Genomic DNA, 15,476 nt, shown 5'->3' with positions numbered 1-15,476 from the left:
AGCAGATGAAACTGAATACGCTACTGGCCGCCGTGATGATGAGCGCCGCCTTCTGTGCTATGGCTGCGCAGGATAAGGTGGTGATTGCCCATCGCGGCGCAAGCGGTTACTTGCCCGAACACACGCTCCCTGCCAAGGCGATGGCCTACGCGCAGGGTGCCGATTTCCTTGAGCAGGACCTGGTCATGACGCGGGACGATCGGTTGGTGGTGCTGCACGATCACTACCTTGACCGCGTTACCGACGTTGCCGAACGCTATCCTGACCGCGCGCGCAGCGACGGGCGCTATTATGCTATCGACTTCACCCTTGCTGAAATCAAAGGCCTTAAATTTACCGAAGGCTTTAGCATTAAAAACGGCAAGAAGGCGCAGACCTTCCCCGGCCGTTTCCCTATGGGCAAGTCAGATTTCCGCGTACATACCTTTGAAGAAGAGATCGAATTTATTCAGGGACTGAATCACTCAACCGGCAAAAATATTGGCCTCTACACCGAAATCAAAGCCCCCTGGTTTCACCGCAAAGCGGGTAAAGATATCTCCGCGAAGGTGCTCGACGTCCTGAAACAGTACGGCTACACCCGCAAGAGCGACAACGTTTATCTGCAATGCTTTGATTACAACGAAGTGAAGCGGATTAAAACCGAGCTGGAGCCTGCCAGAGGGATGAATCTGCGCATGGTACAGCTGATTGCAGAAACGGCGGATAAAGAGACGCAGGAGCAGCAGAATGGAAAATGGGTGAACTACAGCTACGACTGGATGTTCAAGCCCGGTGCGATGAAAACCATTGCGCAGTATGCTGACGGCATTGGCCCCGACTACCATATGCTGGTGGCAGAGGGGTCAACGCAGGGCCACGTGCGCCTGACGGATATGGTGAAGGAAGCTCACGAAAGCAATATGGTCGTCCATCCGTATACCGTGCGGGCAGATCAGCTCCCCACCTGGGCCGGTAGCGTCAACGAGCTCTATGACGTGCTCTATAATCAGGCGAACGTCGACGGTCTGTTTACCGACTTCCCGGATAAAGCCGTTAGTTTCCTGCATCGCTAACGCGGTTCGTCGTTAATCCTCTTTCCGCCCCGTCACCGGGGCGGAAAACCGCGCGGCTTAAACCTGATGTAGCTGACGCAGATAGTGGCATACGGCGTTGTCGGCGTTGCTGCCAATCACTTCCAGTTCCGGCAGCAGATCCTTCAGCCGCTGGTGAGAATTGCTCATAATGCAGCCCTTGCCCGCCATACTCAGCATCTCTTTATCGTTCATGCCGTCACCAAACGAAATGCACTCTTTCAGTGAATAGCCCAGAGAGCGGGAAACGGCGTCCAGCGCGTGACCCTTTGATACGCCACCCGCCATCACTTCCAGGCAGGTCGGCAGCGAAAAGCTGACGTTCACGCGATCGCCCCAGCGAGCAATCAGCGCCTCTTCAAGGGGGATCAGCAATTCCGGTTTACCACAGGTGAAGAAGACCTTGCTGATGCCATCCGAGGGCAGTGCGCCAGGCTGATAAACCTGATAGTTGAAGTCTGACTCACGGAAGAAATCCATCTCTTCCGGCCGGTGCCGGTTAAGAAACCACTCTTCATCACGGTAGATATTGGTGAAAATATCCTGGTGATCGTGGTGCATTGCAAACAGCTCACGGGCGATATCCTCATCCAGATTCTGGCTGAAAACCAGCTCGCCCGCGGTGTTATGTACCCGTGCACCGTTAGAGGTGATCATGAAGGCATCAATACCCAGGCTGTCGCGCATCTGCGCCACATCAATATAATGACGGCCGGTAGCAAAGATAAAATGCACGCCTTTCTGCGTCAGAAGCTGAAGCGTTTCGCGGGCGAAAGAGGATAAACGGTGGTCGGGCGACAGCAGGGTGCCATCAAGATCGGAAGCAACAATAGGGTACATAAAACCTCTGGTTAATCGGTTAGCGGACAGCGTTACCTGTCGGTTAAGAGTGATATCTGAGTGGGGCAATCAGGGATGCCGGGCAAAAAAAGCCACGATGGCATCCAGTGCTTCGGCACGCATGCTGTCTTTTTCAAACAAGATCTCATGACGCGCACCGACAATAACCTTCGGTTTTCCCCCTTCGCAGGGTTGACCCGCGGCAGTCATGGCCCGGCAAAACAGATCCTGGGCCCGGTTATCAACCACCTTATCCTCGCCGGCCTGCAGCAGCAGCAGCGGCGTTGAGATTTCTTTGGCTTTACTGAGAATACTTTTACCGGCCTGAATGCCTTCGCGCACCCAGTGCCAGGTGGGTCCCCCGACGCGCAGCTGGGGATCGTCGGCATAGAAGCGCAAATTTCGCCGGTAGCGTTCGCGGCTATGGGTCAGGTCGTTGATGCCAAACGGCCGCGGCCGCCATTTTCCGGTGCCGGGCGCATAACCTTCGCGCAGACCGGGATGCTTATCCGTCCAGTTCAGAATACGCTGAGCTACCCAGTGAGGCATCGACAGATAGATGCCGAACATCGGCGACGCCAGCGCCACCGCATCAAAGGCTTTGGGCTGGCGGGCCAGCATCAGCGTCAGGATAGCACCGCCCATCGAATGTGCCAGCGCATAGCGATGCCGATAGTGGCGGCTGACAATCTCTTTCAGATAGAGCGTTTCCAGGTCGTCAACATAGTGTTCAAACGCGTCCACATGTCCGCGATGGGGATCCGACAGCAGCCGCCCGGATCGTCCCTGACCACGATGATCGGGGATCAGCACGTCATAGCCGCAGTGAAAAAGATCCCAGGCCAGCTCAGGATACTTCACGTAGCTCTCGATACGTCCGGGACAGAGTAAAATAACCTTGTCGTGGTGCGCCGCATGAAAGCGAACGTAGCGGATAGGGATGTTATTTACGCCGGTAAATTCACCCTCTTCACGCGTCTGCCAGAACGCCAGCAGCGGCCCGGTAGCAAATGCCGCAAACGCTTTTTCCCGCGTTGGCCAGCCGTTACGATGGTTTTTCATCCGCTCATCGCTCACATCTTCAAACGCTCTGCATGACCCCGTGTCAGCCCGTAGCGCAACCCTTTAATATGTCGTATTGTGTCATACTTCTGCCTGTCCAGGGAGCCTTAACCAATGACCGTTGAATGGTGGATGACCTACCTTTTAACCACCACTGTTTTAAGCTTGTCGCCGGGTTCCGGCGCGATAAATACCATGAGCACCGGCATCAGCCACGGCTTTCGCGGGGCCGCCGCCTCTATTTCCGGTCTTCAGGTGGGTCTGTCGCTGCACATTCTGCTGGTTGGGATCGGGCTGGGCGCGCTCTTCTCCCATTCGGTACTGGCGTTTGAAATACTCAAGTGGGCCGGTGCCGCTTATCTGGTGTGGCTGGGCATTCAGCAGTGGCGTGCAGGCGGTGGCATCGATCTTCAGGCGGTAGCGAAAGCGATGCCGCGCCGCAGGCTGTTTAAGCGGGCGATCCTCGTCAATCTGACCAATCCGAAGAGTATCGTTTTTCTGGCCGCGCTGTTTCCGCAGTTTATCATTCCCCACCAGCCGCAGCTGATGCAGTACCTGATTCTGGGCGTCACTACCGTGGTGGTCGATATCATCGTGATGATTGGCTACGCCACGCTGGCAACGCGCATTGCGGGCTGGATTAAGGGCCCCCGGCAGATGACGCTGCTGAACAGAATTTTTGGCGGAATGTTTATGGCGGTGGGTGTCCTGTTAGCTTCTGCGCGACGCATGGCATAAAGCGAACAGGCTGAACCCGATTGACCTTTTCGTTCCCCGGGTACGCAAACCCGATTAAGCGTCAGTCCTCATCATCAATATGCTCTTTGATCATCATCAGAAAAGACTTTCCAAAACGCTCCAGTTTTCGTTGCCCCACGCCGTTGATACTGAGCATTTCCGAGGCGGTAACGGGCATCTGCTCCGCCATCTCGATAAGCGTGGCATCGTTAAAGACCACGTACGGCGGGATATTCTCTTCGTCGGCAATCGCTTTGCGTAGCTTTCGCAGTTTGGCAAACAGCTTGCGATCGTAATTACCGCCGAACGACTTCGGACTGCCGCTGCGTGGTTTCACGCTGACCAGGCGCGGCACGGCCAGCATCAGCGGCGTTTCGCCGCGTAACACGGGCCGGGCCGCTTCGGTAAGCTGTAGCGCAGAGTGCATAGCGATATTTTGCGTCACCAGACCCAGATGGATCAGCTGACGCAGCACGCTGACCCAGTGCTCGTTGGACTGCTCCCGCCCGATGCCGTAGACCGGCAGCTTGTCGTGCTGCATGTCGCGGATCCGCTGGTTATTCGATCCGCGCAGCACCTCAACAATGTAGCCCATGCCAAAGCGCTGCCCGACGCGGTAAATCCCTGAGAGGGCTTTCTGCGCCTCTACCAGACCATCGTAGCGACGCGGCGGATCGAGGCAGATATCACAGTTATCACAGGGCTGCTGACGGCCTTCACCAAAATAGTTGAGCAGCACCAGGCGGCGGCAGGTCTGCGCCTCGGCGAAGGCCCCCATCGCATTGAGCTTATGACGCTCAATGTCCTGTAGCGGCCCGGGCGCTTTTTCGTCCAGGCAGCGACGCAGCCACGCCATATCTGCCGGATCGTAAAGCATTAGCGCTTCGGCCGGCAGGCCGTCCCGCCCGGCGCGACCCGTCTCCTGGTAATAGGATTCGATATTGCGGGGGATATCAAAGTGCACCACAAAGCGCACGTTGGGTTTATTGATGCCCATGCCAAAGGCAACCGTTGCCACCACGATTTGCAGATCGTCGCGCTGGAAAGCCTCCTGGACCTGCGCGCGGTGGGCGTTGTCCATACCGGCATGATAGGCACCTACGCTCATACCCCGGCTTTGCAAACGGGCCGCGGTATCCTCAACCTTGGCGCGGCTGTTGCAGTAAATAATCCCGCACTTGCCGCGCTGATCCTGCACGTAGCGGATCAGCTGTTCGGTGGGCTTAAATTTTTCTACCAGCGTATAGCGGATGTTGGGGCGGTCAAAGCTACTGACCTGAATCAGCGGATCGTTAAGCTGAAGCAGCCGGGCAATATCGTTTCTGGTGGTTTCATCGGCGGTGGCGGTCAGCGCCATCACCGGCACGTCCGGTAGCCGCTGGCGCAGCTGCCCCAGCGCGCCATACTCCGGCCGGAAATCGTGCCCCCACTGGGAGATGCAGTGCGCTTCATCCACGGCCAGCATCGCCGGATTCCAGTGCATCAGGCCGTCGAGGAAGTTATCCATCATCAGACGTTCGGGCGCAATATAGAGCAGCCTGATCCGCCCGGTGCGACAGCCCGCCATCACTTCCTGCTGCTCTTCACGCGTCTGCGTTGAATTCAGACAGGCCGCCGCTACGCCGTTGGCCAGCAGCTGGTCCACCTGATCTTTCATCAGTGAAATAAGGGGGGAGACCACCAGCGTCAGGCCTTCGCGGACCAGCGCGGGGATTTGATAGCACAGCGACTTCCCGCCGCCGGTAGGCATGACCACCAGGCAATCTCGCCCTTTCAGCGAGGCCTGAATAATCGTTTGTTGTCCGGGGCGAAACTGCTGGTAGCCGAAGGTATCCTGTAGTACCTGTTCCGCCAACGCTTCCTGATTTATTACTGCTGCCGTAGACACATATTCCCCAAATCTGATGATGAGCGGGCCAGCGCCAGGCGGCCCACCCCGAGAGCATTAAAACAGGTCGTTCAGCATCACGCCGACGCCAATACGCGTCTGGCGATGATTGTAGTCAATCAGTGATTCACCGTAGCCGCTAAACAGCTGGGTGTAGAAGCGCATATGCTCACTGAGTGGATAACTCCAGCCCATCTCCGCGCCGCCGTAACCGGTGTTCCAGTTATAGTTGCTCTTCACGCTGAAGATGCTTTCGCCCCACTGATAGCCTACCGTCAGGCGATAATACCCCATGTACTTAGTGATATCTGGGTTATCATCATTATTTTCACTTTCTGGAATGCGGTACCAGGGTTTCGCTTCCACCATCCAGTTGCCGTTTTGCGCCATCAGCCGGGCGTATACGCGGTTCCAGCTGCGGGAGGTTGGATCGGAACGCCCGTTGGACTCATGGTTCAGGCCCGTTTCCACATCGCGCAGCGTCCAGCCCGCAAACGAGTAATCCGTTGCCCAGCCGATGAAAATCTGCGGCTGATAGTTCGTTTCGCGGAAGGGGGATGAGCCGCCCCGGTTGGAGATCTGCCACCAGGAATCCTGAGTATAAGAGGCCGCCAGCACCGAGTTGTCGCCCGCAATTCCGCGCCACAGCGGAAACGCCAGGCTCAGCTGGAATTTCGCCTCATCGTGCTTCGCCTTATTTGCCCAGTTATAAGACTTGATCGCCTCTTTATTGATGCTGCTGGTATCGGTATAAATGATGTAATTACTTTCATAGGGATAAAGCACAAAGGGGTTGTCATGCTTTTCCAGCAGGTTAGCAATGATACTGCCGCGCACGGCAGGCTGGTCATGTACTTCCGTGACCGTCGCTTCCTGTGCCAGCACTAACGAGGGAAACAGGAGTGCTGTCATCAGCAATCCTTTCAGCATAGCCATATGTGTTCTCCAGAATTGAACGTAATGTGGGTAAAAAGCACGCCATTCTACACAGAAACGTCGGGGGGCATTAGTGCTGATTGTGTAAAGTAAAACGCGGCAGGGGCTGAGCGTAAAACAGTGATGCCGTTGCCCTCTCTCTCTGTGCCATTTTGCCACAAAGGAAACGCCTTATGACCTCAGCTGTCTCTCTGCCTCAGGACGCTGCCCGCCGCCTGATCGGAGATATATTTGTCTATGATATGCCGTTCAATCAGGCACTGGGCCTGCGGTTGGATCGTCTGGAACCGGACTATGCCGAACTCAGTTTTGACAACCAGACAAAGCTGGTGGGCAACGTGGCACAACAAATTCTGCACGGTGGGGTGATTGCCGCCGTACTGGACGTTGCCGCAGGGCTAATCTGCGTGAGCAGTGCCCTCACCCGTCAGGAGAGCATCACCGAAGATGAGCTGCGCCAGCGACTTTCGCGCATGGGCACCATTGATATGCGCGTGGATTATCTGCGGCCGGGCCGGGGAGAGCGTTTTATCGCCAGCAGCAGCCTGCTACGCGCGGGGAACAAAGTGGCCGTTGCCCGGGTGGAGCTGCATAACGACACGGGGGTCTACATCGCCAGCGCGACGGCAACCTATCTTGTCGGCTAATAAAAAGTAAACCTTGTCTGCCCGTACAGCTTTTACCAACAAAAACTGCCTCTTATCCACTCATTTAACGGAGTAAATTTTCATGGACGCGCAACAAACGCGACAGGGCGTACTGTTCGCCCTGGGTGCCTATTTTATCTGGGGTATAGCACCCGCCTACTTCAAGCTGATTCAGGAGGTGCCACCCACTGAAATCATGACGCACCGGGTTATCTGGTCATTTTTCTTTATGCTGCTGTTGGTTAGCCTTTGCCGGAACTGGGAGAGCGTAAAGCTTACGCTTCGTCAGCCGAAGAAAGTGCTGCTGCTGGCGCTTTCCGCCACGGTGATAGCCGGTAACTGGCTGCTGTTTATCTGGGCGGTTAATAATCAGCATTTGCTGGAGGCCAGCCTGGGCTATTTCATTAATCCACTGCTCAACGTGCTGGTGGGGATGGTGTTTCTGGGGGAGCGTTTCCGGCGGGCTCAGTGGCTGGCGGTGATGCTGGCCGCCTGCGGCGTCCTGCTTCAGCTGTGGAAGTTTGGCTCGATACCGGTCATTGCGCTGGGTCTGGCGGTGACCTTTTCCTTTTACGGCCTGCTGCGCAAGAAAATTGGCGTGGATGCCCAGACCGGCATGCTGATTGAGACCACCTGGCTGCTCCCGGCGGCCGCCATTTACCTTTTCGGCGTGGCCGACAGCCACACCAGCCATTTGAGCCAGAATACCTTACATCTCAACCTGCTGCTGATTGCCGCAGGGGTGGTGACCACCGTACCGCTGATGCTATTCACCGCCGCCTGCACGCGCCTGCGCCTCTCCACGGTTGGTTTTTTTCAGTATCTTGGCCCGACGCTGATGTTCCTGCTGGCCGTTATTTTTTACGGCGAACAGATGACGCCCGATAAAGTCCTCTCCTTCAGCTTTATCTGGGCCGCGCTGGCGGTGTTTATTTTTGATGCGATATGGACGTTCAGGCGCAGGCAGCCGCTGCCTGTCTGACAGATGCCATTCACCCTGACCGTCGGGGTGAATGGCATCCGCATGGCGGCGTCAGAGCCAGTTTTTGCGCTTGAAGTAGGCGTAAGGCGCCAGCCCCGCCAGGATCATCAGAGTGATGGCGCCGGGGTAGCCAAAGCTCCACTTCAGCTCAGGCATAAACTCAAAGTTCATGCCGTAGCTGGAGGCCACCAGCGTTGGCGGCAGGAACACCACGGAGACCACCGAGAAGATTTTGATGATGCGGTTCTGTTCGATATTAATAAAGCCCATCGCCGCCTGCATCAGAAAGTTCACCTTCTGGAACAGGGATTCGTTATGCGGCAGCAGCGATTCAATGTCGCGCAGAATTTCCCGCGCCTGTTCAAGCTGATTACCCGGCAGGCGGGCCTTACGCACCAGGAAGTTAAGCGCGCGCTGGGTATCCATCAGGCAGAGGCGAACCTTCCAGCCGATATCTTCCAGTTCTGCCAGCGTTGACAGCGCAGAGTCAAACTCGTCGCCCTGCTGTCCTTCCATAATGACCCGGCTGAGCTTTTCCAGATCGCTGTAGATGTTTTCAATTTCATCCGCCAGCTGTTCGATTTTCGTTTCAAACAGGTCCAGCAGCAGTTCATACGCATTACCGTCAATCAGCACCTGATTACGCGCGCGCATGCGGTAGAGGCGAAACGCTGGGAGCTCACGTTCACGCAGGGTATAGAGGCGGCCTTCGCGAACGGTAAACGCGACCGTGGAGTTGCCGGCGTGGTCTTCTGCATCTTCATAAAAGAAAAAGGAGTGGATGTGCAGTCCGTCTTCGTCCTCGAAGAAACGTGCGGAGGCCTCAATATCTTCCAGCTCAGGGCGGGTAGCCAGGCTCTGGCCCAGCTCGGACTGGACGCGTGTGCGTTCCTGATCGTCAGGCTCGATCAGATCAACCCATACCGAACTGATCAGTTGATCGTTGGGCTCCTCAAGCTCAAGGCGGGTTAAGCGGCTTTGATCCAGTTTAAATGCGCTCAGCATAGCTGTACTCCCAATCTGCAGTAACATGGGACTAGCGTTGGAACACGGGAAACAAGCGTTTCGGTCAGCGAGTGAATCTGACTCAGAGCGACGGGAGGGCGGTCGCCAACAACCACGAAGGCTATCGGCAGAAGAGGATAGCCTTAGGAGTTGTACCTGTTATCCAGGTCAATGAGCCAGTATCTACTGGGTGTGTCCAAGGCGAATGTCCTCTTAGGGTAATGGTGCGCGCATGTTACGCTGTGCTGAAAATGCCGTCAACCTGTCGCCCACAATCATAGAAGGATCAAAATGAAACAAATTACGCATGCAGACCTGGTGAAAATGAGCGGGCAAGCCGCCAGCGTTCCGCGCCTTCGCGCGCACCGTACGCTGCACGAAGAGCTGAGCGATCCGGTTCAGCGTCTGGCAATTGCCATGGAGCCCGGCACTTACATTCGCCCGCACCGCCACCCCCAGACCTGGGAGCTGCTGACCCCGCTGAAGGGGCGCTTTGTGATGTTGCAATTTGATGATGAAGGCGCGGTGACCCATCGTACCGTGCTGGGTGAAGAAGTCCTGCTACAGGAGATCCCGGCATTGACCTGGCATGCGGTTTTGTCGCTGGATGCGGGCGGCGTTATCTTTGAAGTTAAGCACGGACCGTATCAGCCATTAACGGAAGATGACTGTATGCACTGGGCACCGCCGGAGGGCGCTGAGGGCACGGAAGCGGTGATGGCATGGTATGCACATGCCCAGCCGGGCGATCGGTTCGCCGGGTAAGCTACACCTACAGGTAAGTCGCTGAGATTCGTCGGGTAAGCCACACCTGGTAGTAAGTCGCTGATATTTAACCGTTAAGCAGACAGGCTCGCCCAACGGACAGGGCGCAGAGACTCGCCTTGTCCGTTAAAGCATAGGAGGCAAAGGGAACGTGCAAATCAGACCGTTTCCAGCTTCGCATAGGCGGCCACCAGCCACTTAATACCCTGCCCCTGAAACGCCACCTGGAGACGGCTGTGATCGCCGCTGCCTTCCAGGTTGACGATGGTTCCTTCGCCAAACTTAGCGTGGCGTACCCGCTGGCCCAGCGCAAACCCGCTGTCATTTTGCGTGACCGGCGTCCCCATGCGCTGATGGCTGACCGGACGGCTGATACTGGCGCGCAGGCGAACCTCTTCCACACACTCCTCAGGCAGTTCGCCAACGAAGCGAGAGGGACGGTGGAAAACCTCTTTGCCGTACAGGCGGCGGGTTTCCGCAAAGGTCAGCGTCAGTTTCTGCATGGCGCGCGTGACGCCGACGTAGGCCAGCCGACGCTCCTCTTCCAGCCTGCCGCCCTCTTCCAGCGACATCTGGCTGGGGAACATGCCCTCTTCCATTCCAACGATAAACACCTGCATAAACTCCAGGCCCTTCGCGGCATGCATGGTCATCAGCTGCACCGCGTCCTGCCATTTATCTGCCTGACCTTCGCCCGCCTCCAGCGCGGCATGCGAGAGAAAAGCCTGTAGCGGCATCAGATCTTCATCTTCATCCTGATAGCTGTACTGCCGGGTGGCGTTGACCAGCTCCTCAAGGTTCTCGACTCGCGCCTGGCCTTTTTCGCCCTTCTCCTGTTCGTACATTAACCACAGGCCCGAATCCTTAATCACCCGGTCGGTTTGAACGTGCAGCGGCAGCTCGCTGGTTTCCTGGGCCAGCGAATCCACCAGCTCGCTGAAGCGCTGTAGCGCCGAGGCGGCGCGTCCGGCCAGCGCTTTCTCCTGCAACAGCGCGCGCGTACTCTGCCACAGCGTTAACTGCCGTTCACGGGCGGTCTGTCTGACAACATCAAGTGTGCGATCGCCAATGCCGCGCGTTGGCGTGTTCACCACGCGCTCAAAGGCCGCATCGTCATTACGGTTAGCGATCAGCCGCAGATAGGCCAGCGAGTCTTTGATTTCCTGACGTTCAAAGAAGCGCATTCCGCCATAAATCCGGTAGGGCATGCTGGTTTGCAGCAGGGCTTCTTCCAGTACGCGCGACTGGGCATTGCTGCGATAGAGAATGGCGCAGTCGTTCAGCGCACCGCCGTTTTCCATCCATACCTTGATGCGGTTGACCACAAAGCGGGCTTCATCCAGCTCGTTAAAGGCGCAGTAGAGGGCAATCGGCTCACCGTCGCTGTCGTCGGTCCACAGCTCTTTGCCCAGCCGACCGGTATTGTTGGCGATCAGGGCATTGGCTGCCTTCAGTATGTTATTGGTCGAGCGGTAGTTCTGCTCAAGGCGGATTGTTTCCGCACCCGGGAAGTCGTTGAGGAAGCGCTGGATATTCTCAACCTGCGCGCCGCGCCAGCCGTAGATCGACTGATCGTCGTCACCCACGATAATCACTTTGCCGGTATCGCCCGCCAGCATGCGTATCCAGGCATACTGGATATTGTTGGTATCCTGGAATTCGTCCACCAGAATATTGGTAAAGCGCTCGCGGTAGTGATTGAGGATATGCGGCTTGTTGAGCCACAGCTCATGCGCGCGCAGCAGCAGTTCGGCAAAGTCCACCAATCCTGCCCGATCGCAGGCTTCCTGATAGGCCTGGTAGATGCGCAGCCAGGTCTGTTCAACCGGATTCCCGTAGCTTTCAATATGCTTTGGTCGCAGCCCTTCATCTTTTTTGCCGTTGATGTACCACATCCCCTGACGGGCAGGCCACTGCTTTTCGTCCAGATTCATCGCCTTGATCAGACGCTTGAGCAGGCGCATCTGATCCTCGCTGTCGAGGATCTGGAAGTCCTGCGGCAGACTGGCATCCAGATGGTGAGCGCGCAGCAGGCGGTGCGCCAGGCCGTGGAAGGTGCCGATCCACATGCCGCCCTGGCTGGTGCCAATCAGCTGCTCGATGCGGTGGCGCATTTCGGCTGCCGCTTTGTTGGTGAAGGTCACCGCCATGATTGAATAGGGAGAGCAGTTCTCTACCGCCATCAGCCAGGCGATGCGGTGCACCAGCACGCGGGTTTTACCGCTGCCTGCCCCCGCCAGCACCAGTAAGTTGCTGCGCGGCGCGGCAACGGCCTCGCGTTGTTTGTCATTCAAACTGTCCAGCAACTCAGAAACGTCCACAGGCACCACCAGAAAAAGAGAAAAGGAGCGTCACGCGCCCCACTGGATATTTAACCAGCATATTATATCAGCGTGGTCAGCGATGCCAACCGTGAAATTTCCAGCGTGGGCAGCAATCGGGCATCATCAATATGCATCAGATTGCCGCCGTGCAGGTTAATCCAGCAGGCCTGCATGCCGCTGCGCACCGCGCCCGCCACGTCCGTGGTCAGGTCGTCACCCACGTGCAGAATGCTTTCCAGCGGCAGATTAAGCCTTTCTGCAGCCAGGTGATACATGTCCTGGTACGGCTTGGCGCGCCCGTGCGGGCCGGCTCGCAGAATAAAGGTAAAATAGTCTTCCAGGCCAAACAGATGCGGATCGGCATTGCCGTTGGTGATCGCTATCAGCGGCAGCTTTTCCGCCAGTGCAGCAAGCGTGGTGTGGGTTTCGTCCGGCACCGCAATCTGATTTCGCCAGTGGGTGAAATGCGTCATTACCACCCGCGATCCCTTATCCGCTTCGCTGTCGCTCAGTCCTGCCTGGCGCATCGCCAGCTCAATGGCCCGACGACGCCATTCGCTGACGTCATGATAGATGTCCGGCTCCTGCTCGCGCAGGCTGTCGCGCAGCTGCTGGTAGTTCTCTACGCTGAATCCGTTAAGCGCGGGATGATACTGCTGTAAAAAAGCGTGGGATTCCTGGGTCGTACGACGGATAACCGGGTGATTATCGTACAGCGTGTCGTCGAGATCGAACGACATCGCCGCCACAGGTCGCAGCGGGCGGTAAAAGTGCATCAGGATTTTCCTCGTTTCGCACGGGGATGGGCAGCATCGTAGACCGACGCCAGATGTTGGAAGTCGAGATGGGTATAGATTTGCGTCGTGCTCAGGTTGGCGTGCCCCAGCAGCTCCTGTACGGCGCGCAGATCGCCGCTGGACTCCAGCATATGGGTCGCAAAGGAGTGGCGCAGCTTGTGCGGATGAATATGGCTGGAGATGCCCTGCTTTACGCCCCATTCGGCAAAACGCTTCTGCACGTTGCGCGTCGAGATGCGCTTGCCCTGCTTTGACAGGAAGACCGCGCCGTCTTCGGGGGCAAAGAGTTCACGCAGCGCCAGCCAGTGTTCCATCCAGGTTACCGCCGTCCGGCCTATCGGCAGGCGGCGCTCTTTACTGCCCTTGCCCACCACCCAGACTTCACCCGATGCCAGATCAAGATGGCCGGTGTCGATCCCGACCAGTTCAGAGAGACGAAGCCCGGCGCCGTACATGATCTCCAGCATGGCCCGATCGCGCACCGCCAGCGGATCGTTAATGTCGATCTCCAGCAGGCGATTCACATCGTCCACGTCAATATTCTTAGGCAGGTGACGCGGCGCGCGCGGTGTCGCAACGCCTTTTGCCGGGTTGGCTTTTATCACCCCCTGCGCGACCAGCCAGTCGAGAAAGCTGCGCAGCGCGGAGAGGCGCAGCGCCAGGCTGGCAGGCTTTAAACCGGCGCGACGGCTGCGTGCCGCCAGCGAACGAACCCGGGCGGCATCAAGCTGCTGCCAGTCGGGCAGTTTCATCTCTTCCAGCAGGGCGATGCAGGCGGCCAGCTGGCGCTGGTAGTTGATTTGCGTCAGCGGACTTAGCTGGCGTTCAACCTTAAGATAACGCAGAAAGCCCTCTACGGCGTTAAGTAGAGGCGCGTCGCTACTCATACGCGCTCAACCCACCGCGCCAGCAGTTCGGGCAGCATCAGGGAGAGATGCTGGAGCAGTACCGTCCCCATGCCTGACTGGTAGTGTTGGGTGTCGCGACTGCTGAAAATGAGTACGCCCAGATCGCCCTGCTCGCCCATCAGCGACAGGGCAACCGAGCCAATCGCCTTCGCCTGCGGCAGCAGCAGCAGCAGCTCGGGGCCATTCAGGCTGCCTAAGAAGTGCTGCTTATTGCCGAGCCGCTGAATACGAACGGGTTCAAACGCCTGGCGTGACAGCGCAAGCTGGGTAAAATCCGAAGGTGCGCCTATGCGCCACTTTTCGCTGAACAGACGCACATTCGCCCCGGCCAGTCCCAGTTCACGCGCCCAGCGATGCAAGCGGTTAAGCATCTCATGCAGGTTGGGGGCAGAGGCCAGACGGGCCTGGAGCGTCAGCAGACGATCGAACAGCTGCTGATTGGCGCTGGCCTGCTCCATCAGCAGGGTAATCTCTTCTTCCAGCTGGCTGATATGATGCCGCTGACGGCCCAGCTGCCATTCCACCAGGGATACGCTGCCGCGTACGGGGTGAGGCACCAGCATCTGCTCAACCTGCCGCGCATTGCGAATAAAGAAGTCCGGATTTTGCAGCAGGTAATCGCTAACGGCACGATCGTCCAGCATCAGTTCGCTGGTAACCCGTTGTTCCCCGACATTTTTCATAAGTGGATAAGCCCGTCATAAACGTGAGTGGCAGGGCCGGTCATATAGAGCGGATGACCGGGACCTTTCCAGGCAATATTTAAGCTGCCGCCGGGCAGATCGACCCGAACCTGTTCTGCCAGCAGCGCCTGCTGGATGCCAACCGCCACGGCCGCACAGGCGCCGCTGCCGCAGGCCTGCGTCTCACCCGCGCCGCGCTCATAGACGCGCAGGCGGATATGCCCGCTGTCAACAATCTCCATAAAGCCGACGTTAACCCGCTCGGGAAAACGCTCGTGGCTTTCGAGCACCGGCCCCAGTATCGCAACCTGCGCGGTTTTAACGCTGTCGACCTGGAGCACGCAGTGAGGATTTCCCATCGACACCACGCCGCACATCACCGTCTGCTCGGCCGTGCGCATCAGGTAGAGAATTTCGGCTTTATTGGCGCGAAAAGGCACCTGCTGGGGTTCAAAGTTGGGTTCACCCATATTCACGCAGACCCGTTCATCCTGGGTCACGCTGAGCACCATGCGCCCTGACTGCGTACTGACCTGGATATCTTTTTTATTGGTCAGCCCCTTCAGGCGAACAAAGCGGGCAAAACAGCGCGCGCCATTGCCACACTGGGCGACTTCACTGCCGTCAGCGTTGAAAATGCGATAGTGGAAATCCAGATCGGGATCGTAGGGCGGTTCAACGATCAGCAGCTGATCAAAACCAATCCCCAGATGACGATCGGCCAGACGCCGGATCAGCTCGGGCGAGAAATAGACGTTTTGTGTAACGGCATCGACCACCATAAAGTCATTGCCCAGACCGTGCATCTTCGAGAACTGCATTTTCTGC

At 57.3% G+C, this 15,476-nt stretch carries 15 protein-coding genes; 5 read left to right on the top strand and 10 right to left on the bottom strand.

All coding sequences use genetic code 11. The features are described from left to right. Nucleotides 1-5: 5 nt before the first annotated feature. The gene (gene glpQ / locus AAGR22_RS01090; protein ID WP_345829796.1) at nucleotides 6-1,055 is read left to right on the top strand and encodes a glycerophosphodiester phosphodiesterase; all 1,050 of its coding nucleotides are present in this window, start codon (nucleotides 6-8) and stop codon (nucleotides 1,053-1,055) included. A 57-nt stretch (nucleotides 1,056-1,112) separates the two neighbouring features. Here glpQ and yigL read toward each other — a convergent pair whose 3' ends face one another. After that, a complete protein-coding gene (yigL, locus tag AAGR22_RS01085; RefSeq protein ID WP_067709762.1) occupies nucleotides 1,113-1,913 on the bottom strand; it encodes a sugar/pyridoxal phosphate phosphatase YigL in 801 nt (266 codons plus the stop codon). 69 nt (nucleotides 1,914-1,982) lie between these two features. Continuing rightward, complete coding sequence (gene pldB, locus AAGR22_RS01080) at nucleotides 1,983-2,975, bottom strand: lysophospholipase L2 (protein ID WP_067709760.1); 993 nt, start codon at nucleotides 2,973-2,975, stop codon at nucleotides 1,983-1,985. Between the two features lie 114 nt (nucleotides 2,976-3,089). Between pldB and rhtB the strand changes: the two genes are divergently transcribed. Beyond that, nucleotides 3,090-3,713, top strand: coding sequence for a homoserine/homoserine lactone efflux protein (gene rhtB / locus AAGR22_RS01075; RefSeq protein ID WP_345829793.1), 624 nt, complete (start codon nucleotides 3,090-3,092; stop codon nucleotides 3,711-3,713). Nucleotides 3,714-3,774: 61 nt separating this feature from the next. On the opposite strand, the gene recQ is transcribed toward rhtB, so the two are convergent. Continuing rightward, entirely contained in the window at nucleotides 3,775-5,601 is a 1,827-nt protein-coding gene (gene recQ / locus AAGR22_RS01070) for an ATP-dependent DNA helicase RecQ (RefSeq protein WP_067709755.1), read from the bottom strand. A 57-nt stretch (nucleotides 5,602-5,658) separates the two neighbouring features. Beyond that, nucleotides 5,659-6,537, bottom strand: coding sequence for a phospholipase A (pldA, locus tag AAGR22_RS01065; protein WP_067709753.1), 879 nt, complete (start codon nucleotides 6,535-6,537; stop codon nucleotides 5,659-5,661). A gap of 173 nt (nucleotides 6,538-6,710) precedes the next feature. Here pldA and AAGR22_RS01060 point away from each other — a divergent pair, with 173 nt between their 5' ends. Then, entirely contained in the window at nucleotides 6,711-7,184 is a 474-nt protein-coding gene (locus tag AAGR22_RS01060; RefSeq protein ID WP_067709751.1) for a thioesterase family protein, read from the top strand. Between the two features lie 82 nt (nucleotides 7,185-7,266). Then, nucleotides 7,267-8,166, top strand: a complete 900-nt coding sequence (rarD, locus tag AAGR22_RS01055) for an EamA family transporter RarD (RefSeq protein WP_345829790.1) — start codon at nucleotides 7,267-7,269, stop codon at nucleotides 8,164-8,166. A gap of 51 nt (nucleotides 8,167-8,217) precedes the next feature. Here rarD and corA read toward each other — a convergent pair whose 3' ends face one another. Continuing rightward, nucleotides 8,218-9,171, bottom strand: a complete 954-nt coding sequence (gene corA / locus AAGR22_RS01050; protein WP_067709831.1) for a magnesium/cobalt transporter CorA — start codon at nucleotides 9,169-9,171, stop codon at nucleotides 8,218-8,220. A gap of 291 nt (nucleotides 9,172-9,462) precedes the next feature. On the opposite strand from corA, the gene AAGR22_RS01045 reads away from it, so the two are divergent. Continuing rightward, nucleotides 9,463-9,936: a WbuC family cupin fold metalloprotein gene (locus AAGR22_RS01045; protein WP_067709745.1), complete on the top strand. Its 474-nt coding sequence runs from the start codon at nucleotides 9,463-9,465 to the stop codon at nucleotides 9,934-9,936. 158 nt (nucleotides 9,937-10,094) lie between these two features. Here AAGR22_RS01045 and uvrD read toward each other — a convergent pair whose 3' ends face one another. From uvrD to dapF, 5 genes are all read right to left on the bottom strand, one after another. Continuing rightward, nucleotides 10,095-12,257, bottom strand: coding sequence for a DNA helicase II (gene uvrD, locus AAGR22_RS01040; protein WP_067709743.1), 2,163 nt, complete (start codon nucleotides 12,255-12,257; stop codon nucleotides 10,095-10,097). Between the two features lie 62 nt (nucleotides 12,258-12,319). After that, nucleotides 12,320-13,036: a 5-amino-6-(5-phospho-D-ribitylamino)uracil phosphatase YigB gene (gene yigB / locus AAGR22_RS01035; RefSeq protein ID WP_067709741.1), complete on the bottom strand. Its 717-nt coding sequence runs from the start codon at nucleotides 13,034-13,036 to the stop codon at nucleotides 12,320-12,322. Next, a complete protein-coding gene (gene xerC, locus AAGR22_RS01030; protein WP_345829788.1) occupies nucleotides 13,036-13,944 on the bottom strand; it encodes a tyrosine recombinase XerC in 909 nt (302 codons plus the stop codon). Before xerC ends, yigB begins: the two co-directional genes overlap by 1 nt. Next, nucleotides 13,941-14,648, bottom strand: coding sequence for a DUF484 domain-containing protein (locus tag AAGR22_RS01025; RefSeq protein WP_067709735.1), 708 nt, complete (start codon nucleotides 14,646-14,648; stop codon nucleotides 13,941-13,943). The genes xerC and AAGR22_RS01025 overlap by 4 nt, the downstream gene beginning before the upstream one ends. Next, the gene (gene dapF, locus AAGR22_RS01020; protein ID WP_067709733.1) at nucleotides 14,645-15,469 is read right to left on the bottom strand and encodes a diaminopimelate epimerase; all 825 of its coding nucleotides are present in this window, start codon (nucleotides 15,467-15,469) and stop codon (nucleotides 14,645-14,647) included. The genes AAGR22_RS01025 and dapF overlap by 4 nt, the downstream gene beginning before the upstream one ends. Nucleotides 15,470-15,476 lie beyond the last annotated feature (7 nt).

It is taken from the genome of Erwinia sp. HDF1-3R (assembly GCF_039621855.1).
Classification (GTDB): Bacteria; Pseudomonadota; Gammaproteobacteria; order Enterobacterales; family Enterobacteriaceae; genus Erwinia.
This window is presented reverse-complemented; position numbering and strand designations above follow the sequence as displayed.

Bases quoted from the DNA above. Each gene is read 5' to 3' on its own strand.
- glpQ (WP_345829796.1), top strand. From the start codon at position 6: ATGAAACTGAATACGCTACTGGCCGCCGTGATGATGAGCGCCGCCTTC.
- yigL (WP_067709762.1), bottom strand. From the start codon at position 1,913: ATGTACCCTATTGTTGCTTCCGATCTTGATGGCACCCTGCTGTCGCCC.
- pldB (WP_067709760.1), bottom strand. From the start codon at position 2,975: ATGAAAAACCATCGTAACGGCTGGCCAACGCGGGAAAAAGCGTTTGCG.
- rhtB (WP_345829793.1), top strand. From the start codon at position 3,090: ATGACCGTTGAATGGTGGATGACCTACCTTTTAACCACCACTGTTTTA.
- pldA (WP_067709753.1), bottom strand. From the start codon at position 6,537: ATGGCTATGCTGAAAGGATTGCTGATGACAGCACTCCTGTTTCCCTCG.
- AAGR22_RS01060 (WP_067709751.1), top strand. From the start codon at position 6,711: ATGACCTCAGCTGTCTCTCTGCCTCAGGACGCTGCCCGCCGCCTGATC.
- rarD (WP_345829790.1), top strand. From the start codon at position 7,267: ATGGACGCGCAACAAACGCGACAGGGCGTACTGTTCGCCCTGGGTGCC.
- corA (WP_067709831.1), bottom strand. From the start codon at position 9,171: ATGCTGAGCGCATTTAAACTGGATCAAAGCCGCTTAACCCGCCTTGAG.
- AAGR22_RS01045 (WP_067709745.1), top strand. From the start codon at position 9,463: ATGAAACAAATTACGCATGCAGACCTGGTGAAAATGAGCGGGCAAGCC.
- yigB (WP_067709741.1), bottom strand. From the start codon at position 13,036: ATGCACTTTTACCGCCCGCTGCGACCTGTGGCGGCGATGTCGTTCGAT.
- xerC (WP_345829788.1), bottom strand. From the start codon at position 13,944: ATGAGTAGCGACGCGCCTCTACTTAACGCCGTAGAGGGCTTTCTGCGT.
- AAGR22_RS01025 (WP_067709735.1), bottom strand. From the start codon at position 14,648: ATGAAAAATGTCGGGGAACAACGGGTTACCAGCGAACTGATGCTGGAC.
- dapF (WP_067709733.1), bottom strand. From the start codon at position 15,469: ATGCAGTTCTCGAAGATGCACGGTCTGGGCAATGACTTTATGGTGGTC.